21 protein-coding genes are annotated in these 18,842 nt (G+C 70.6%); 19 read left to right on the top strand and 2 right to left on the bottom strand.

The window, feature by feature from the left end:
* The first annotated feature begins 14 nt into the window (after nucleotides 1-14).
* The 18 genes from RUR_RS04070 (at nucleotide 15) to RUR_RS03985 (ending at nucleotide 15,595) form a co-directional block, all read left to right on the top strand.
* Entirely contained in the window at nucleotides 15-965 is a 951-nt protein-coding gene (locus RUR_RS04070) for a site-specific tyrosine recombinase XerD (RefSeq protein WP_283134002.1), read from the top strand.
* A gap of 107 nt (nucleotides 966-1,072) precedes the next feature.
* Complete coding sequence (locus RUR_RS04065) at nucleotides 1,073-2,044, top strand: ParA family protein (protein ID WP_428846948.1); 972 nt, start codon at nucleotides 1,073-1,075, stop codon at nucleotides 2,042-2,044.
* Nucleotides 2,045-2,256: 212 nt separating this feature from the next.
* Complete coding sequence (locus RUR_RS04060; RefSeq protein ID WP_283133490.1) at nucleotides 2,257-3,072, top strand: ABC transporter ATP-binding protein; 816 nt, start codon at nucleotides 2,257-2,259, stop codon at nucleotides 3,070-3,072.
* A 194-nt stretch (nucleotides 3,073-3,266) separates the two neighbouring features.
* Nucleotides 3,267-3,545: a hypothetical protein gene (locus tag RUR_RS04055; RefSeq protein ID WP_283133489.1), complete on the top strand. Its 279-nt coding sequence runs from the start codon at nucleotides 3,267-3,269 to the stop codon at nucleotides 3,543-3,545.
* A gap of 38 nt (nucleotides 3,546-3,583) precedes the next feature.
* Complete coding sequence (locus RUR_RS04050) at nucleotides 3,584-3,844, top strand: hypothetical protein (protein WP_283133488.1); 261 nt, start codon at nucleotides 3,584-3,586, stop codon at nucleotides 3,842-3,844.
* A gap of 74 nt (nucleotides 3,845-3,918) precedes the next feature.
* Nucleotides 3,919-4,179 (top strand): hypothetical protein, encoded by a 261-nt coding sequence (locus RUR_RS04045; protein ID WP_283133487.1) that lies wholly within the window; start codon nucleotides 3,919-3,921, stop codon nucleotides 4,177-4,179.
* A gap of 31 nt (nucleotides 4,180-4,210) precedes the next feature.
* On the top strand, nucleotides 4,211-4,471 hold the full coding sequence (locus RUR_RS04040; RefSeq protein ID WP_283133486.1) for a hypothetical protein: 261 nt from the start codon (nucleotides 4,211-4,213) through the stop codon (nucleotides 4,469-4,471).
* 59 nt (nucleotides 4,472-4,530) lie between these two features.
* Entirely contained in the window at nucleotides 4,531-4,779 is a 249-nt protein-coding gene (locus RUR_RS04035; protein WP_283133485.1) for a hypothetical protein, read from the top strand.
* Between the two features lie 287 nt (nucleotides 4,780-5,066).
* Nucleotides 5,067-6,269 (top strand): dipeptidase, encoded by a 1,203-nt coding sequence (locus RUR_RS04030; RefSeq protein WP_283133484.1) that lies wholly within the window; start codon nucleotides 5,067-5,069, stop codon nucleotides 6,267-6,269.
* Between the two features lie 4 nt (nucleotides 6,270-6,273).
* The gene (locus RUR_RS04025; protein ID WP_283133483.1) at nucleotides 6,274-7,230 is read left to right on the top strand and encodes an Lrp/AsnC family transcriptional regulator; all 957 of its coding nucleotides are present in this window, start codon (nucleotides 6,274-6,276) and stop codon (nucleotides 7,228-7,230) included.
* A gap of 513 nt (nucleotides 7,231-7,743) precedes the next feature.
* Nucleotides 7,744-8,652 (top strand): segregation and condensation protein A, encoded by a 909-nt coding sequence (locus RUR_RS04020; protein ID WP_283133482.1) that lies wholly within the window; start codon nucleotides 7,744-7,746, stop codon nucleotides 8,650-8,652.
* Nucleotides 8,653-8,694: 42 nt separating this feature from the next.
* Nucleotides 8,695-9,276: an SMC-Scp complex subunit ScpB gene (scpB, locus tag RUR_RS04015; protein WP_283133481.1), complete on the top strand. Its 582-nt coding sequence runs from the start codon at nucleotides 8,695-8,697 to the stop codon at nucleotides 9,274-9,276.
* Nucleotides 9,273-11,150, top strand: coding sequence for a pseudouridine synthase (locus RUR_RS04010; protein ID WP_283133480.1), 1,878 nt, complete (start codon nucleotides 9,273-9,275; stop codon nucleotides 11,148-11,150). The genes scpB and RUR_RS04010 overlap by 4 nt, the downstream gene beginning before the upstream one ends.
* 20 nt (nucleotides 11,151-11,170) lie before the next feature.
* Complete coding sequence (gene aroH / locus RUR_RS04005) at nucleotides 11,171-11,536, top strand: chorismate mutase (protein WP_283133479.1); 366 nt, start codon at nucleotides 11,171-11,173, stop codon at nucleotides 11,534-11,536.
* Nucleotides 11,536-12,585, top strand: a complete 1,050-nt coding sequence (locus RUR_RS04000) for a prephenate dehydrogenase (RefSeq protein ID WP_283134001.1) — start codon at nucleotides 11,536-11,538, stop codon at nucleotides 12,583-12,585. Before aroH ends, RUR_RS04000 begins: the two co-directional genes overlap by 1 nt.
* Nucleotides 12,586-12,614: 29 nt before the next feature.
* Nucleotides 12,615-13,283, top strand: a complete 669-nt coding sequence (gene cmk, locus RUR_RS03995) for a (d)CMP kinase (RefSeq protein ID WP_283134000.1) — start codon at nucleotides 12,615-12,617, stop codon at nucleotides 13,281-13,283.
* A gap of 103 nt (nucleotides 13,284-13,386) precedes the next feature.
* Nucleotides 13,387-14,763, top strand: a complete 1,377-nt coding sequence (der, locus tag RUR_RS03990) for a ribosome biogenesis GTPase Der (RefSeq protein WP_283133478.1) — start codon at nucleotides 13,387-13,389, stop codon at nucleotides 14,761-14,763.
* A gap of 52 nt (nucleotides 14,764-14,815) precedes the next feature.
* Nucleotides 14,816-15,595, top strand: coding sequence for a DUF4288 domain-containing protein (locus RUR_RS03985; RefSeq protein ID WP_283133477.1), 780 nt, complete (start codon nucleotides 14,816-14,818; stop codon nucleotides 15,593-15,595).
* Nucleotides 15,596-15,757: 162 nt separating this feature from the next.
* Here the strand turns inward: RUR_RS03985 and RUR_RS03980 are convergent, their stop codons facing one another.
* Nucleotides 15,758-17,323 carry an MFS transporter gene (locus RUR_RS03980; RefSeq protein WP_283133476.1) on the bottom strand — a complete coding sequence of 522 codons (1,566 nt, stop codon included), beginning with the start codon at nucleotides 17,321-17,323 and terminating at the stop codon, nucleotides 15,758-15,760.
* On the bottom strand, nucleotides 17,320-18,000 hold the full coding sequence (locus tag RUR_RS03975) for an LppX_LprAFG lipoprotein (RefSeq protein WP_283133475.1): 681 nt from the start codon (nucleotides 17,998-18,000) through the stop codon (nucleotides 17,320-17,322). The genes RUR_RS03980 and RUR_RS03975 overlap by 4 nt, the downstream gene beginning before the upstream one ends.
* A 51-nt stretch (nucleotides 18,001-18,051) precedes the next feature.
* On the opposite strand from RUR_RS03975, the gene RUR_RS03970 reads away from it, so the two are divergent.
* Nucleotides 18,052-18,507, top strand: coding sequence for an SRPBCC family protein (locus RUR_RS03970; RefSeq protein ID WP_283133474.1), 456 nt, complete (start codon nucleotides 18,052-18,054; stop codon nucleotides 18,505-18,507).
* Nucleotides 18,508-18,842 lie beyond the last annotated feature (335 nt).

Genomic DNA, 18,842 nt, shown 5'->3' with positions numbered 1-18,842 from the left:
ATACAGGTGGTGAACTGAGTCAGAACCTCGGCGCGGTCGTCGACACCTACCTCGCCCATCTGGGTGTCGAGCGCGGTCTGGCCGCCAACACGCTGGCGTCCTACCGCCGTGACCTGCGTCGCTACCTTGAGGATCTGACCGCCCGCGGCCGGCGCAGCCTGGACGAGGTGACCGAGGACGACGTGATCGCCTTTCTCGGGAGCCTCCGGGAGGGTGACGCCGAGCATCGGGCGCTGGTGGCCAGCTCGGCCGCGCGGGCGGTCTCCGCCGTGCGCGGCCTCCACCGGTTCGCGATCAAGGAGGGGCTGGTCGGCCACGACCCCGCCCATCTGGTGAGCCCGCCACGGCAGCACCGGCGGCTGCCCAAGGCGATCACCGTGTTCGAGGTGGAGCGGCTGCTCGCGGCCTCGGGGCCGGCCGACGCGCCGCTGACCCTGCGCAACCGCGCGCTGCTTGAGGTCCTGTACGGCACGGGGGCGCGGATCTCCGAGGCGGTGGGCATGGCGGTGGACGACGCGGATCTCGACCCGGGGGAGGCGGCCCAGGTTCGGCTGCGCGGCAAGGGAGGCAAGGGCAGGATCGTGCCCCTGGGGCGCTACGCGAAGAACGCCGTGGATGCGTATCTCATCCGATCGAGACCTCTTCTCGCCGCCCACGGCCGTGGTACGGCGGCGCTCTTCCTCAACGCCCGGGGAGGCAGGCTCACCCGCCAGGGAGCCTGGGAAGTGCTCCAGGGTGCGGCGGAACGCGCGGGATTATCCGGCGTTTCTCCACATATGTTGCGTCATTCCTTTGCGACTCACCTTCTCGACGGCGGGGCGGACGTTAGAGTGGTCCAGGAACTGCTCGGCCACGCCTCGGTCACCACGACGCAGGTTTACACCCTCGTCACGGTGGATAAACTCCGCGAGGTCTATGCGGCGGCACACCCTCGGGCCCGTGGCCGGCCCGGCGGCACCGGGTAGAGCTCCGGGCAAGCGGCGTACGGCGTGCCGTCTTGCCGTATAGATGTTGACGCCATAGTGTCCGTCCGGATGGCCCGGTTCGGGGCTGTCAGGGAGGTTCGGAGTTGGTGAGTCTAACCAGGGCGGAGTCCGCCCGCGGTTCCAGTCCCACAGTGTCGCGTGGGTCGGCGTCCGCCAACCCCGAGAACCCCTGGGGTGACACCAAGACGGCGACCGTGACGGTCGGCGACACGATCGGCCCCACCGGTCGGCCTCGCCCGTACTTCCCGGAGCCCATCCCGCTGACCGAGCACGGCCCCGCGCGGGTCATCGCCATGGTCAACCAGAAGGGGGGCGTCGGCAAGACCACCACCACGATCAACCTCGGCGCCGCGCTCGCCGAAGTCGGCCTGAAGGTGCTCCTCGTCGACTTCGACCCGCAGGGGGCGCTCTCCGTCGGCCTGGGGATCAACCCGCTCCAGCTCGACCTGACCGTCTACAACCTGCTCATGGAGCGGGGCATCACCGCGCACGACGTGCTGCTCAAGACCGGCGTCGACGGGATGGACCTGCTGCCCAGCAACATCGACCTGTCCGCCGCCGAGGTGCAGCTGGTCACCGAGGTCGCCCGCGAGCAGGTTCTCGGCCGGGTGATCGCGCCGCTGCTCCCCGAGTACGACGTCTGCCTCATCGACTGCCAGCCTTCGCTCGGCCTGCTGACCATCAACGCCCTCACCGCGGCCCACGGCGTCATGGTTCCGCTGGAGTGCGAGTTCTTCGCGCTGCGCGGCGTCGCCCTGCTGATGGACACCATCCAGAAGGTCCAGGAGCGGCTCAACCAGGACCTGGTGATCGAGGGTCTCCTCGCCACCATGTACGACGCGCGCACCCTGCACGGCCGCGAGGTGCTCGCCCGGGTGGTCGAGGCCTTCGACGAGCAGGTCTTCCACACCGTGATCAACCGCACGGTCCGCTTCCCCGACGCCACCGTCGCCGGGGAGCCCATCACCTCCTTCGACCCGTCCTCCCTGGGCGCCAACGCCTACCGCGAACTGGCCCGCGAGGTCCTCTCCCGCTGGCAGTACGCCGAAGAGGAGTGACACCCGCGCTCCGGGGTGCCGAGCCCGTTTTCCCACCACACGGAAGCCGTTCGCCGGGCTGATTCCGGGGTCGTCTTGACGTGCCCACCGTGGAGTGGCTTTACTAAGGCTTGCCTAACCTAAGCCTTTTTCTCCCTGTATGGGGTTTTCGAGGGCGGTGGGCGCTTCGGCTCCGCCCCGGGAGCCGGCGGTACAGGAACGGAGAGACCGGATTGGCCAGCCCCGCACGGCTCAGCGTCGACGAGCTGACCCTCGCCTACGAACAGCGGATCGTCGTCGAACGCCTCGCACTGGCCATCCCCGACCGTGAGTTCACCGTGATCGTCGGGCCGAACGCCTGCGGGAAGTCCACCCTGCTCCGGGCGCTGGCCAGGATCCTCAAGCCCAAGTCCGGCTCGGTCGTGCTGGACGGCAAGCGGCTCACCGAGATCCCGTCCAAGGAGATCGCCCGCAGGATGGGCCTGCTCCCGCAGTCGCCGATCGCCCCCGACGCGATCACCGTGGCCGACCTGGTGGCCAGGGGGCGTTACCCGCATCAGGGGTTGCTCCGGCAGTGGAGCCGTACCGACGAGGCCGTCGTGCAGAACGCGATGGCCGCCACCGGGGTGACCGACCTCGCCGCGCGTTCGGTCGACGAGCTGTCCGGGGGGCAGCGCCAGCGGGTCTGGCTCGCCATGGCGCTCGCGCAGGAGACCTCGATCCTGCTCCTGGACGAGCCGACCACCTACCTCGACATCGCGCACCAGATCGAGGTGCTCGACCTCTGCGCCGAACTGCACGAGACGCGGGGCCGTACGATCGTCGCAGTCCTGCACGACCTCAACCACGCCTGCCGGTACGCCACCCATCTCATCGCGATGCGCGACGGCGCGGTGGTGGCCGAGGGCAAGCCCGGCGAGATCGTGGACGCGGACCTGGTCGAAGCGGTGTTCGGCCTGCCCTGCCGGGTGATCGAGGACCCCGAGTCCGGCACCCCGCTGGTGGTCCCCGCCGCGGCCCGGACCCGGAGTAGGCTCGCCGCGTCGTAGCCCGCCGCGGACGTCGCGTTCCGGCGGCAGAGATTATCCGGACCAATACCCTGATTTATGCGTTATTTTCCTGTCCGGAATGGTATTCGGTGAAAAAACGATAGAAGATCCTCATTTATTGGGGATTGTCGATTATGTAGTCCCGATTCACACTGCGAGGCAGGACAGCCTTACTTGTGAGGAAAGGGGCTGCTTTGACGGAGCCAGTCTTCCGGCGGCTCACCACCGTCACCGCCGCCGTGGCGATCGGGCTCGCCGTCTTCGCCCCGGCCGCCGAGGCGAGGAGCGCCGCCCCGGCCGTCGCGAACGTCGAGATCTGGTCGTACTACGGTCCGTTCGACAGCATTGCCGAGTGTGAGCGGACGCGCCGGGAAATGGTCGCGAACGGCGACATGGGCGTAACCAGAAACTGCCAGTACCGCGACTACCCGGCGCCGTGGCTCGACGGCTGGTATTTCCCCTACATCCTCTAATTCTGTCCGGAATCCGCTGTCGGATGAGGAGGGTTTCCGTGGTTGATCGAGTTGTGCGCAGGGCCGCCGTGGCCGTCGCGGCGGTGGCGATCGGGTTGAGCGCGTTCGTCTTCACGGCGCCCACGGCCACCGCGAGCTTCTGGATGCTCTCCGGGCCGTACCCCACCCGGACCGTGTGCCAGGCGGAGCGCGTGGAGATGGTGGCGAACGGCGGCGCCAACGTGACGCGCGGGTGCCACTATCGCGATTGGAGCTGGGGCGTCGAACCGGGCTGGTACTTCGAGTTCATCACCTACTGAGTTCTGGATCGCGCATTTCCAGGGACCGGCCCCGGGCCGATCCGGTGAACGGGTCTGTGAGGAGTGGATTTCCCATGGTTGATCGAGTTGTTCGCAGGGTCGCCGCGATCGCGGTGGCGGTGGCGATCGGGGTGGGCGCGTTCGCGTTCACCGCTCCGGCCGCCTCCGCGCTGCCTTGGATGATTTCCGGGCCCTACGACAGCCAGGCCGCGTGCAACGAGGCGCGCAACGAGTTGTTCGAGAGCGGTGGCGCCAACGTCGTCGCGAACTGCCAGTGGCGGAACCGGACACAGACCCTTCCTCAGGGCTGGTACTTCCGGTTCATTGCCTACTGACTCGTTTCCCGCCCAACCGGATGGAGTTGTCGTGGTTGATCGAGTTGTGCGCAGGGCCGCCGCGGTGGTGGCGGGGACGGCGCTGGCGCTGAGCGTGTTCGCCTTCGCCGCTCCGGCGGCTTCGGCCGACTTCTGGATGCTGTCGGGGCCGTACCCCTCGGACCCCGAATGCGAGCAGGCGCGCTACGAGCTGGTGCAGAGCGGCGGGGCCAACGTCACCCAGGGCTGCCAATGGCGGAGCGCGACGCAGCACTATCGCGCCGGCTGGTACTTCAAGTTCATCGCCTACTGACCCCGCTGTCGCGAAGACTGTTGCGCCTGGATCGACGGTCCGGCGCGGAGAGGATGTCGATGAAGCAGCGTATGCTCCGCGGGCTCGCCGTGGTGGCGGCCGCGACGGCGATCGGTCTGGGGGTGGCGACGCCGCCCGCCTCCGCCTTCTCCTGGACGTTGATGGGCCCCTACTACGAATACGAGGAGTGTCTCACCGTGCGGGCGGGCATGCTCGCGAGCGGCGCCGCCTCCGTCGCCGTGGCCTGCCACTTCCGGGAGCCCCCGATGGTCGCGCAGGACGGCTACTACTTCATGTACCGGCCCTGACGGGCCGGTCCCCGCTGAAGATCATCCGATGGCCGGAACCTCGGCCGCCTCGGGTGACGGGCACCGTACGGCCGCCGAGCCCGGGCTGCTCGCGTCGGCCGTACGGCTGCCTCGGCTTCGCCTTTGGCCCGACGGCCACCTCCGGATCGTGAATGCCGGCACGTTCCAGCCGGTGCGACTGTTCCGTTCGGCGCCACCGCGTTCAGACGGGTGACGCAGATGGCGTAACTTTGCATACCTTCGTCATAGGATGGGTGTTATTGCCACCAAGTGATGAGGGATGACGGATGCTGCCGGTTTCGAAGAACTACTCGGGTTACCGTTCGTACGAGTACCTGCGGGCCGGAGTCGACTACCAGGACTTCGAGCTCTGCCGGGAGATCGACCGGGTGCCCGCCTACGCGGGGCTGACGCTGGGCGACGCGCAGCGCGCCCGGGTGGAACGGCTGCTGACCGAGAGCATCGTGATCTCGCTGCACGAGCACCCCGTCGTCATGCCCGAGGACGTCACCCAGCTCGTCGACCTCATCCGCACCGGCCGGGACCGCACCGGTTTCGAGGGCCTGGCCCGTTCGGGTATGACCGCGGTCTTCGACAACTTCATGGACGGCACGTCCTGCGTGACCAGCCTCGCCGGCTGGAAGTGGACCGACGTCATCGCCGACCTCGGGTTGCGGTTCAGCGACATCGCGCACCAGGACTACGTGGTCCACGCCACGAGCGTGCGCGACATCCGCGCCGCCAAGGAGAACGGGCGGCTCGCCCTGGTCGCCGGCCTGGAGGCGGCCACGATGATCGAGAACGAGCTGGACCGCATCGACATCCTGTACGGCTTCGGGGTCCGGCAGATGGGCATCGCCTACAGCGAGGCCAACGGCCTCGGCTCGGGCCTGAAGGAGGACCGGGACGGCGGCCTCACCAAGTTCGGCCAGGCCGCGGTGGAGCGGATGAACCGCCTGGGCATGGCCATCGACATCTCCCATTCGGGCGACCTGACCTCGATGGACGTGATCCGGCACTCCACCGTCCCGGTGTTCATCACCCACGCGGGCTCCCGTACCGTCTGGAACAGCAAGCGGATGAAGCCGGACGAGGTGATCAAGGCCTGCGCGGAGCGCGGGGGCGTCATCGGGATCGAGGCCGCGCCGCACACCACCCTGTCGGCGGCCCACCCCCGGCACAGCCTGGACTCGGTCATGGACCACTTCACCCATCTGGTGGACCTGGTCGGCATCGAGCACGTCGCCTTCGGCCCGGACACGCTCTTCGGTGACCACGTCGCCCTGCACGAGATGTTCTCCGGATCCATGTCGACCGGGGACCGCCGCGACAACCATCCCCGGGTGGAGTACGTCGACGGCCTGGAGAACCCGGCCGAGTGCTTCTGGAACATCGTCGGCTGGCTGGTGGCCCGCGACTACTCCGACGACGAGATCCGCGCGGTCGTGGGGGAGAACGTGCTCCGCGTGCTCGACCAGGTGTGGATCTGACACCGTGCTCGACAGCGTTGACCTGCTGATCGTGCAGCTGCTCCAGGAGGACGGGCGCGCCTCCTGGACCGAGATCGCCAAGCGGGCGGGCGTCACGGTCTCGACCGCCTACCGGCGGGCGACGGCTCTGCTGGAGAGCGGCTCGATTCTCGTCACGGTCCTGCCGGCCACGGATCTGTATCCGGAGACCGCCCGCATGTACGAGGTCCGGGTGCGCTGCCGCCCCGGCACGCAGCGGGCGGTCGCCCACCGGCTGGCCGGCCGGTCGGACACCCGATGGGTGGCGATCGTGACCGGCGAGTACGACGTGGCCGCCGAGGTCGTCGTCCCCCAGGGCGAGGACGTCGCCGCGGTGCTGCTCGACGACATCCAGAACGACCCCGACGTGGTGGCCACCCAGACCGACATGGTCCTGCGGTCGCGGGCCGTGGCCAGGGACTGGTCGCGTGGCGGTGCGCGCGACGGGCACGAGTGCGACCCGTCCCACCTCGACTCCGTCGACCGGACGATCCTGGCGGCGCTGCGCGACGACGGGCGGCGCAGCTACGCTGACGCGGCGTCGGCGCTGGGGATGAGCGAGAGCACGGTACGGCGCCGCTGCGCGGACGTCTTCCGGCGCGGCTGCGCCGGCGTGGTGACCCTGGTCCAGCCCCATCTGCTCGGCTACCAGCAGGAGGTGCTGATCCGCCTCGACCTGCTCCCGCAGCACGTCGAGGGGGCCGTCCGGACCCTCGAAGGACAGGAGGGGGTCCACTACTTCGCCACCACCCTGGGGGCCACCTCGCTGGTCTGTGAGCTGATCATGAAGACGCACGACGACCTGCACGCCTTCATCCGCGACGTGGTGACCCCGCTCCCCGGCCTGACCAGGCTGACCGCCGACGTCGAGCTGATCGTCTTCAAGCGGGGCTTCGTGGTGTGCCCCTGGGCGTCCGCCGACCCCGCGCGTCCCTCGCGCTAGCCCCCCGTTTCCGGCACGGACGCCGCGGCTCGTCCGCGGGGAGGGGGAGCGCGCCATGCGGCCGTACGGGCCGCGCGGAACGGTTCCGGTGCTCCCCAGCGGGTGATCGTCGCGCTGTCCGCACCTCTTTGGGTGCGCAAAGCGCAACGATCACCGGGATGTGCGGTGGCGGGTCGTGTACGGGCTGTGCCGCTTGATCGGGTGAGGCCCTGGTGGTCGGCCCGGCTTGGCCCGTACCGCCGGTCTCGGGTGATCGTTGTGTTGTGGGCACCTTATGCGGTGCGCAGAGCGCGACGATCACCCGGAGGCGAGGACCGGCCGCGGCACGGCGCCGTACGGGCTGCGCCGCGGTACTCCGGTACGGCCGTCAGGTGATCGTTGTGCTGTCCGCACCCCATTGGGTGCGCGGAGCGCAATGATCAACCGGAGATACGCCGAGACCGAGAGGCCGTGCCGCAGGCGCCGTACGGAAACCGTGTGTGATCGCGCGGACACCCGGCGACACAGGGGAGAATGGCGGGTGTGACGGAGAAACGGGCGAAGGAGCCGGCCGACGTCTTCCAGGTGCGCCTGGAGGTTTTCGAAGGACCGTTCGACCTGCTCCTGGGGTTGATCTCCAAGCGGAAGCTGGACATCACCGAGGTCTCCCTGCACCAGGTGACCGACGAGTTCATCGCCTACATCCGGGCGCGCGGCCCGGAGTGGGACCTCGACCAGACCAGCCGGTTCCTGCTGGTGGCGGCGACGCTGCTCGACCTGAAGGCGGCGCGGCTGCTGCCCAAGGGCGAGGTGGAGGACGAGGAGGACCTCGCCCTGCTGGAGGCCCGGGACCTGCTCTTCGCCCGGCTGCTGCAGTACCGCGCCTACAAGGAGGTCGCCAAGGTCTTTTCCGGCCGGCTGGCGGCCGAGGCGCTGCGGTTCCCCCGGCTGGTGCCGATGGAGGCGCGGTTCGCCGGGCTGCTCCCGGTGGTGCTGCTGGGGATCGGGCCGGAGGAGTTCGCCAAGGTCGCCGCGCGGGCGTTCACCCCCAGGCCGAAGCCCACGGTCTCGGTCGAGCACATCTACCAGCCCCTGGCGAGCGTCCGTGATCAGGCCGCTATCCTCGTGGATCGGTTGCGGCTCGTCCGCAGCGCCACCTTCCGGGCGCTCGTCGCCGACTGCGAGGGCACCTATGAGGTCGTCGCGCGGTTCCTGGCGGTGCTGGAGCTGTTCCGCGAGGGGGTTGTCGCGTTCGAGCAGGCCGAGGCGCTGGGTGAGCTGACGGTGAGCTGGACGGGGGCCGACGACGGGGACGTGGTGGTGGCGGACGACTACGACGACGATCCGCGGCCGGCGGTCGGGGATCCGGCCCTGGCGGCCGGGCCCGCTCGCGACGATCCAGGTGGAATTCCTGGAAATACCTCATCAAACCATGACGAATAAGACAGAGTGTCTTCTGTCAAGAAATGTCTCGGGGAAACGGCCATGCTTCAGGAAGACGAGCAGACGCGACACGACGAGCCGCCGGGCCCCGGGCTCCGAACGGCCCTGGAGGCGATCCTGATGGTCGTCGACGAACCGGTCGCCGCGATCACGCTCGCCCAGGTGCTGGAGCGTCCACGCGATCAGGTGATCACGGCCCTCCGGGAGCTCTCGGCGGAATATACTGTTACCGGACGGGGTTTTGACCTCCGGGAGGTCGCGGGCGGATGGCGTTTCTACACACGCGATACCTGCGCGCCTCTGGTGGAGCGGTTCGTCCGTGACGGCCAGCAGGCCAGGCTCACTCAGGCGGCACTCGAAACCCTGGCGGTGGTGGCGTACCGGCAGCCGGTGAGCCGTGCCAGGGTGGCGGCGATCCGCGGGGTCAACAGCGACGGTGTCATGCGCACGCTGGCGGCACGGGGTCTCGTCGAGGAGGCCGGATCCGACCCTGACAGCCAAGCGGTGCTCTACCGGACGACAAGCTATTTTCTGGAACGGCTCGGCCTGCGTGATCTCGATGAGCTCCCTGAGCTGGCCCCGTTCCTGCCAGACGACGTGGAAGGCCTGGAGGACCAGAGGTGACCGGTAACAGAAGCAACCCGCAGAGCCGGGGAGGCTCGGGGCGAGGCAACCCCTCCGGGCGGGGCGGTGCCTCGGGAAGGCCGGCCTCGGGCGGTGGCAGGACGGGCTCCTACGGCGCGTCGGGCCGGGGCGGTTCGTCCGGCCGGTCGGGTTCCTCCTACGGCGGTGGCTCGAGCCGCGGCGGCTACGGCGACTCGCGCGGCTCCCGGGGCGATTCCCGCGGTGACTCCCGCGGTGACTCCCGTGGCGGCGGCGAAGGCCGGGGCGGCTACGGCGGCTCCCGCGGTTCCTCCGGCTACGGCGCCGATTCCGACCGGCGCGGCGGACGCGGTGGCGGCGGCGAGGGACGCGGCGGCTACGGCGGGTCCGGTTCCTCCGGGTACGGTGCCCGCGGTTCCTCCGGGTACGGCGCCGATTCCGACCGGCGCGGCGGCTACGGCGCCTCGGGACGAGGTCGTCCCTCCGGCGGCGCGCAGGGCGATTCCCGCGGCGGCTCCCGCGACTTCCGTGGTTCCCGCGATTCCCGCGATTCCCGTGACTACAGGGACAGGGGCGGAGACAGGGACTTCCGCGATTCCCGCGGTCCCCGCAGAGACGACTACGGCCGCGGTGACGGCTCCCGCGCCGCCGGCGGCCGGTCCGGGTCCTCCTACGGTGCTTCCGGCCGCGGCGGCTTCGAAGGCCGTGGCTCATCGGGCGGCTTTGAGGGCCGTGGCCCGTCAGGCGGTTTCGAGGGCCGCGGTTCCTCGGGCGGCTTCGAAGGCAGAGGGCGGTACGGCGGAGGCGGCTCGGGCTCCTCGGGCCGCGGATTCTCCGGCGGCCGGTCCGGTGCCCCGCGCGGCGACTTCCGGGGTTCCCGGGACGGCACGCGTGAGGAGAGCCCCCGGAGCCCGTACGGCTCCGGATCCGCGAACCGGGACCACTCCCGCGGATCAGGCACGACCGGGGGTTCCCGGGCACGCTACGGCTCCGGCGGCGCACGCCGTGCCTCCGACCGGTTCGACGGCGTTCGCGGCGGGGCGCCGAGGGCGGCCGAGCCCACCTCGGCGCCGGTTCGCCCGGGCGGTGTCGCCGGTGCCCGGACTCCGCGGCGCGACCCGGACTTCTACCCCGACGGCCACGTCGAGGAGCGGGACACCACCGAGGTCCCCGACGGCGTCCGCCTGCAGAAGGTGCTCGCCCAGGCCGGCGTCGCGAGCCGGCGGGCCTGCGAGGAGCTGATCGGCGAGGGCCGGGTCACGGTCGACAACCAGGTGGTTCGCCGGTTCGGCGCCCGGGTGGACCCGGCCAAGCAGGTCATCCACGTGGACGGCAAGCGGATCCCGACCGCCCCCGAGCTGGTCTACTTCGCGATCAACAAGCCGATCGGCGTGGTGAGCACGATGGACGACCCCGAGGGCCGGCCGACGATCGCGCAGTACACCGCCGACCGGCCGGAACGCCTGTTCCACGTGGGGCGCCTGGACATCGAGACCGAGGGTCTGCTGCTGCTCACCAACGACGGGGAGCTCGCCAACCGGCTCACCCACCCCCGCTACGGCGTGCTGAAGACGTACTGGGCCAAGGTCAACGGGCCGCTGCCCAAGGACGCGTCCCGGCGGATGCGCGGCGGCGTCGAACTGGAGGACGGCCTCGCCAAGGCGGACGACTTCAAACTCGTCCAGGAGCACGGGAACCAGGCGCTGGTCGAGGTGACGCTGCACGAGGGGCGCAAGCACATCGTCCGGCGGATGCTCGCCGAGGTCGGCATCCCGGTCATCGACCTGGCGCGCATCCAGTTCGGGCCGGTGAAGCTCGGCCGGTTGAAGCCGGGGACGATGCGTACCCTTACCCTCACCGAGATAGGCGAGCTGTACTCCACAGTGGGCCTGTAGCAGTCCCGACGAAGGGAGACATGACTGTGGTGCGAGCGATCCGGGGCGCGGTGCAAGTCGACGCCGACGACCACGATTCGATCGTGGAGGCGACGACGGAGCTGGTCGCGACGGTGATGGAGCGGAACGGGCTGACGACCGACGACGTCATCAGCGTGATCTTCACCTCCACGCCCGACCTCACCGCCGAATTCCCGGCACTCGCGGCGCGCAAGCTGGGCTTCCACGAGGTCCCGCTGATCTGCGCCTCCGAGATCGACGTCCCGGGGTCGCTGCCCCGGGTGGTCCGCCTCATGGCGCACGTGGAAACCGATCGGCCGCGCAGCCAGATCCAGCACGTCTACCTTCGGGGTGCCGCCGTGCTCAGGCTGGACATCGCGCAGTGATCCGCAGCGTGCTCGTTCTCGGGACAGGGCTGATCGGGACGTCGATCGCCCTGGCCCTGCGCGAGCACGGGGTCAGGGTCCTCCTCTCCGACGTCGACGAGGAGTCGATGTGGCTCGCCCGCAACCTCGGCGCGGGTGAGCCGTGGAGATCCGGTGAGCGGGTGGACCTCGCCGTCCTCGGCGTCCCCCCGCAGGTCGTCGGGGAGGTCCTCGCCGGTCTGCAGAAGGAGGACGCCGCCCGCGTCTACACCGACGTGGCGAGCGTGAAGGCGATGCCGGTCGCCCAGGCCCGGGCGCACGGCTGCGACATGACCTCGTTCGTCCCGGGCCACCCGATGGCCGGGCGGGAGCGGTCCGGACCGGCTGCCGCCCGCCGGGACCTGTTCCTCGGGCGGCCCTGGGCGATCTGCCCCACCTCGCAGACCGCGCCCGAGGCGCTGGATCTGGTCCGGCACCTCGCGGCCCTGTGCGGCGGCAAGATCATGGAGCTGGGGGCGGACGAGCACGACGCCGCGGTCGCCCTCGTCTCGCACGTGCCGCACATCACCGCCGCCGCCGTCGCGGCCAGACTCGCCGAGGCGCCGGAGGGCGCGCTCGGGCTGGCCGGGCAGGGGGTTCGCGACGTCACCCGCATCGCCGGGGGCGACCCCGGGCTCTGGACCGGCATCCTCGCCGGGAACACGCGGCCCGTCGCCGACGTCCTCGACGCGCTCTGCGCCGACCTCGCCGAGGCGGCCCGGGCCCTGCGGGCCGGGGAGACGGTGACCGACCTGCTCCGGCGCGGCGTCCGGGGCCGATCCCGCATCCCCGGCAAGCACGGCGGCCCCGCCAAGCCCTACACCGTCGTCCAAGTGGTGATCGAGGACATCCCCGGCGAACTCGCCCGGCTCTTCCAGGCGGCCGGCGAGGCGCGGGTCAACATCGAGGACGTGGTTCTGGAACACTCGCCTGGACTCCCGGTCGGCGTCGCCGAGCTTTCGGTACGGCCGGAGGAGGCGGCCGTACTCGCGGAAGCCCTGCGGGCGCACGGCTGGCATGTACCGAAATGAAAGCCCCTGAGCGGAGAGGTAAAGACGTGCTGGATGCGCTGGTCGTCGCAGTGGACGGGCCTTCGGGCTCGGGTAAGTCGAGTGTGTCGCGCGGGGTGGCCCGCACCCACGGTCTGCGGTACCTCGACACCGGCGCGATGTATCGGGCGGTGACCTGGTGGATGCTGGAGAACGGCGTGGACCCGGCCGACCCCGCCGCGATCGCCGCCCGGGCCGAGGAGCCCGTCCTTGACGTGTCCACCGATCCGGACGCCGTCGGCATCGCCGTCGGCGGTCTCGACGTCTCCGGCCCGATCAGGGGTGCCGAGGTGACCGCCGCGGTGAGCGCGGTCAGCGCGGTCCCCGAGGTCCGCGGCCGGCTCGTCGCCCTGCAGCGTCAGATCATCGGGGTGGGCGGCATCGTCGTCGAGGGCCGGGACATCGGCACCGTCGTCGCCCCCGGCGCCCCCGTCAAGGTCTACCTCACCGCGAGCGCGCAGGCCCGGGCGGTCCGCCGTTCCGCCGAGCTGCCGGGGACCGTCAACGTGGACCTGACCAAGGCGGAGATGGAGCGCCGCGACCGTCACGACTCCACCCGGAAGGCCGATCCGCTGGCCAAAGCCGAGGACGCGATCGAGATCGACACCACCGCGATGACGCTTGACGAGGTCGTCGCCAGGGTCGTCGGACTGGTGAACGACCTCGTGGACGTGCGATAGAATCGCTCAAACTTGCGATTTTCGTGTTGGGCCTCTCCGCTGATCAGCGGCTTCGTGAGGCATTTCCCCCATTGCGGCGGTACGCCATCAGGGAGCATGCAGCGTGAAAGAATGGACCGCGGCTGAGTTCGCCACCGAACTCCCCGAGGCGGACACGACGCCGATCCCCGTCGTCGCCGTCGTGGGGCGGCCCAACGTCGGCAAGTCCACCCTCGTCAACCGGATCCTCGGCCGCCGGGAAGCCGTCGTCGAAGACGTGCCCGGGGTCACCCGGGACCGGGTCACCTACGAGGCGACCTGGCGAGGCCGCCGGTTCACCCTGGTCGACACCGGCGGCTGGGACCCCGACGCCTCCGGGATGGCGCTGCGCATCGCCGAGCAGGCCCAGGTCGCCGCGGAACTCGCCGACGTCGTGCTGTTCGTCGTGGACGCCACCGTCGGCGCCACCGACGCCGACCAGGCGGTCAGCTCGGTGCTGCGCCGGTCCGGCAAGGCCATCGTGCTCGCCGCGAACAAGGTCGACGACGTCCGGGGCGAGTCCGACGCCACCTCCCTGTGGTCGCTCGGGCTCGGGGAGCCGATCGCCGTCTCCGCCCTGCACGGGCGGGCCAGCGGCGACCTCCTCGACGTCGTCCTCGACGCGCTGCCCGACACCCCGCTCGACCTGCCGCGCGGCGAGGGCGGCCCCCGCCGGGTGGCCCTCGTCGGCAAGCCCAACGTCGGCAAGTCCTCCCTGCTCAACAAGCTCGCCAAACAGGATCGCGTGATCGTCGACGCCGTCGCCGGCACCACCCGCGACCCCGTGGACGAGCTGATCGAGCTGGGCGGGAAGACCTGGCGGTTCATCGACACCGCCGGCATCCGGCGCCGGGAGCGCGAACTGCAGGGCGCCGACTTCTACGCCGGGATGCGCACCAAGTCCGCCTTGGACCGCGCCGAGGTCGCCGTCGTCCTCATCGACGCCTCCGAGACGCTCACCGAGCAGGATCTGCGGATCATCTCCATGGTGGTGGAGTCGGGCCGCTCGATGGTCGTCGCGTACAACAAGTGGGACCTCCTCGACGACGACCGGCGCTACTCCCTGGAGCGGGAGATCGACCGGCAGCTCGTCCGCACCCCCTGGTCCCTGCGGGTCAACATCTCCGCCAAGACCGGCCGCCACGTCGAGAAGCTGGTCCCGGCCATCGAGACCGCGCTGGACTCCTGGTCCACCCGGGTGCCCACGGCGCGGCTCAACCAGTTCTTCACCGAGCTGATCGCCGCCACCCCGCCGCCGGTGCGCAGCGGCAAGCAGCCGAAGATCCTCTTCGCCACCCAGGCGTCCGCCGAGCCGCCCAAGTTCGTCCTGTTCACCACCGGCTTCCTGGAGGCCGGCTACCGCCGGTTCATCGAGCGGCGCCTCCGCGAGGAGTTCGGCTTCGCCGGCAGCCCCATCGAGATCACCATGAAGATCCGGGAAAAACGAGCGGCGAAGAAGTAGCCTCCCGATCTACCCTGGCCCTCGCATCGGCAGCACGCGATCGGGGGCTTTGGTGACTGATCAGGAAAAGCGGCTCTATGTCGCCGTGGGCATCGTCCGCGTGGACGTGGCCGACGGACGCACCCCGCCGCGCCACAACGAGGAGCTGTTCCTGGTGCGCGCGGCGTCCCCGGCCGAGGCCGAAAGCCTGGCCCTTGCGCGGGGACGCGCGGAGGAGGACTCCTACGACAACCAGTACGGCCATCGGGTGACCTGGTCCTTCGTGGGCCTCGCCGAGGTCTGCGAGGCCATGCACGGGCACGCGGACGGCCACGTCAACCCGCTGACCCGGAGCTTCCTCGACCTGTCCGCCTACGCCGATCTCTTCGACTACCCCCACCTGGCGGAGGGTGTACGGCCCGAGGCCGTGCCTTCCGCGCGGACGACCGCCGCAGCACCGGCGATCGACAAGGTCGCCTGGATCCACCTGCGGGACGGAAGGATCCTCAGCACCCGATCGCGGGGCAGGGACGCCTGCTACCTGCCCGGCGGCAAACGCGAACCGGGGGAGTCCGACATCGACACCCTGGTCCGGGAGATCGGCGAGGAGCTCGGTGTGGCCGTCGTCCCCGCCGGTGCGACCCACCTGGGCACCTTCCGCGCCCAGGCGCACGGCCATCCGGACGGTACGGAGGTCCGGATGACCTGCTACACCGCGGACCACAACGGCGTCCCGGCGCCCCACGGGGAGATCGAGGAGGTCGTCTGGCTCGGCTACGCCGACCGGGACCGCGTCTCCCCGGTCGACCGGATCATCTTCGACCACCTGCACCGGGCCGGCCTGCTCACCTGACCCGTCGTCCTCATCCGGCGGTCGCGACGACCGGCCGTTCGGCGGCGCCCGCATCCCCGGGCCATCCCGTCGGCGGCCGATGCCGCCGACGATCGTCCGTACCCGGTGTCCTGGGATGCCGGTCTGCTCGGAGCCGGCCTGGGGCGTGCGTGCCGGGCCGGGCTATGAGGTCGTCGTGGTTTCGGCCGGCTCCGCGGCGGGTTCGGGGGCTTCGGCGGGGGCGGGCGTGAGGAAGAGGGCGGCGAGCAGCCCGGCGGCGCAGAGGACCGCGGTGATGAGGAAGATCTCGCCGTATTCGGTGTGCAGGGCGGTCTTCACCGCGGCCTCGTACTCCGCGAGCTGCTTGGCGTACACGGCGGGTTCGACGCCGATCGGGAGGGGCGTGTCCAGGTCGGCGGTGAGCGTCTGGAACCGGTGGAAGCCGTAGGCGGAGAGCGCGGCGACGCCGAGGAGCATGCCCATCATCCGGGCGACCACCACCGCGGCCGAGGCCACCCCGTGCTGGGCGGCGGGGACCGCGCGGAGCACCGCCGACGAGAGCGGCGCGATCACGAGGCCGAGCCCGAGCCCGGTGACCACCAGGTCGACGTCGATCCGGGGCAGGACCCCGTATCGGGCGTCGAGGGCGTCGATCGGCCAGCCCGAGATGAGCAGGTACCCACCGGTCGCGATCGCCATGCCGATCACGGTGATCGGCCGGTCGCCGTACCTGCGGGCCAGGAGGCCGCCGAAGAGGGCGGCGACGGCGAGCGGCACCAGGAATCGGGCGAGCAGCAGCGTTCCGCCGACCGCGTCCGTACCGAGCAGGGTCTGCGCGACGAGCTGGACGTCGACCAGGGTGACCATGAGCGCGGCGCCGGTGAACAGGCTGACCCCGAGGGTGGCGAGGAAGGCGCCCCGCCGTACCCCGGTCAGGTCGATCAACCGGGTCTTGGCGCGGATCTCCCAGAGGACGAACAGCGCTCCGGTCACCACCCCGGCGGCGATCACGCCCGGTCCCCACGGCGGCAGGGCGGACCGCTCCGGTTCGGGGTTGTAGACCCCGGCGACCAGCAGCCCGAGGGAGAGGGCGAGCAGCGTCGCCCCGACCACGTCGACCCGGGTGGGCGGCGCGGTCCTTCGCGGGGGCGGGGGGATCGAGCGGTGCACGGCCACGGCGGCGGCGATCGCCAGCGGGACGTTGACCCAGAAGATGCCGCGCCAGCCGTGGAAGACCGTCTCGGCGAGGGCGGGGAGGCCGAACAGGGCTACCAGGCCCGCGCCGTACAGCGGCCCGAGGACGCTGCCGAGCTCCTGGGCGGCGCCGAGGAAGCCCAGCGCCACGGGGCGGCCGTGCTCGGCCCAGAGGTCCCCGATCAGGGCCATGGTGATCGGCAGGAGCGCGCCTCCGGCGATCCCCTGGAGTGCCCGGCCGCCGACCAGGGGGACCAGGTCCGTGCCGAGCGCGGTGATCACCGAGCCGAGGGCGAAACCGGCAAGGCAGAGGTGGATGAGGAGCCGCCGGCCGTATCGGTCGGAGAGCTGCCCGAGCAGCGGCATGGCGGCGACGTAGCCGAGGAGGTACCCGGTGACGAGCGGGGTGGTCCGCTCCAGCCGGTTGATCGGGATGTCCAGGTCGCGGGCGATGTCGATGAGCACGGTGACGACCACGTAGGCGTCGAGTGCCGCGAGCAGGACCGCCGTGCCCGCGACGCCGAGCGCCAGGTTTCGCCGTCCGGGGCGGATCATGTCGCCGGTGGCTTGATCGGGGGGACCGCGTCGTAGTCGGAGAGGGTGACGGCGACCTTGCCGCCGGTGAGCGGCAGCAGTGCCTTGAGCGGACGCTTGTTCGCGGCGCTGAGCCAGATCTGCCCGTTCACCGCCGCGGTCACCCCGGGCACGACGGACGAGACGACCCCCTTCGGGATGTTGACCTTGACCCGGTAGGCGTCCTCCCCGTTCACCTGCTCACGCGCCTCCGTCTGCACGTCGGTCGCGGTGGACAGCACCTTGGCCACCCCCGTCTCCGGGTCGAGCAGCGCCGTCGGATCGTAGATCGCGGCCACGGCGGCCCGGGGAAGCTTCTGGTAACCCCCCGTCAGCCCCTTGAGGTACACGGTGTCCCCGAGGACGGTGAACGCGAACTCCACCCGCTGCCCGCCCTGCTCCATCTGCAGGGTGCCCTCGGCGTCCCCGCTCTTCAGCAGCTTCCCCCGCGCCTGCCGGATCGGGATCGGCGGGCTTCCCTCGGTCTCCACCGCGAAGGCCACGCTCCGCACCTGCCCCAGCGCGGTCACCGCCTCGCGGATCAGCTCCGGAGCCTCGGGCAGCGACCCGCCGGGCGCCGCCGAACTCGTCGTGCATCCCGACACCAGGGCGGTGGCCAGGAACAGCGGCACGAGGACGCGTACTCTGCGTAGGGACATGAGCGGATCGTACCCAGCCGTTGGGCCAGGTGCGGGCTCTACGCTGAAGGCGTGAACCCGATCCGCCACCTCGCCGTCTCCGTCGTCGCCGCTGCGCCCGCCGAGCGAGTCTTCGAACTCATGACCGACTGGCCTCGGCACCGCGACTGGATGTTCCTCACCGACGCCGAGGTCGTCCACGGCGACGGACACGGCCCCGGCTCACACCTGGCGGCGTTCACCGGCCTCGGCGGGCTCGGCTTCCTCGACACCATGGAGATCACCCACTGGGACCCGCCCCACGAGGTCCGCGTCCGCCACCTCGGCCGTGTCGTCCGCGGTCACGGCGCCTTCCGCGTGGTTCCTGAAGGACCCGAGAGGTGCCGCATCACCTGGGAAGAGCGGCTCGAACTCCCCCTCGGCGTGCTCGGCGAGATCGGCTGGGTCTTCGCCAGGCCGGTCGCCGTCGCCCTCCTCACCTGGTCCCTGAACCGCCTGGCTCACCTCGCCGCCCACCCCTGCCCGTAGCGCGCGCGGAGTATCCGGTACGCCTTCGCGGGCCCGTCTGGTGGTTTAGTCGGAGAAACCGGTGCAAGCCCGTAAGAACGGTCGGGGTGAGAACCTGGACGTGCTAACCGTGTTAAGGGAAGTCCGGCTTACAGGAACAGTATTTTTTGACATTGGCCGCGAGGTTCGTGCCGCACAAAAAGCGCGCGGCACGAACCTCGCGCGCATTCGCCCGTCGCAAAGAGCGCGACGTGCGAAGTGCGGACCTAGCGCGACCATCCCTAAGATCCAGCCATTCTTACAACAAGAAGCCGAAATCCCGTATGAAACCCCTGGTTTACTGGCGGTGGCCTTGA

Source organism: Rhizohabitans arisaemae, from assembly GCF_025996515.1.
Lineage (GTDB): Bacteria > Actinomycetota > Actinomycetes > Streptosporangiales > Streptosporangiaceae > Rhizohabitans > Rhizohabitans arisaemae.
Note: the sequence above shows the minus strand (reverse complement) of the source record. Positions and strands in the feature narration are given on the sequence as shown.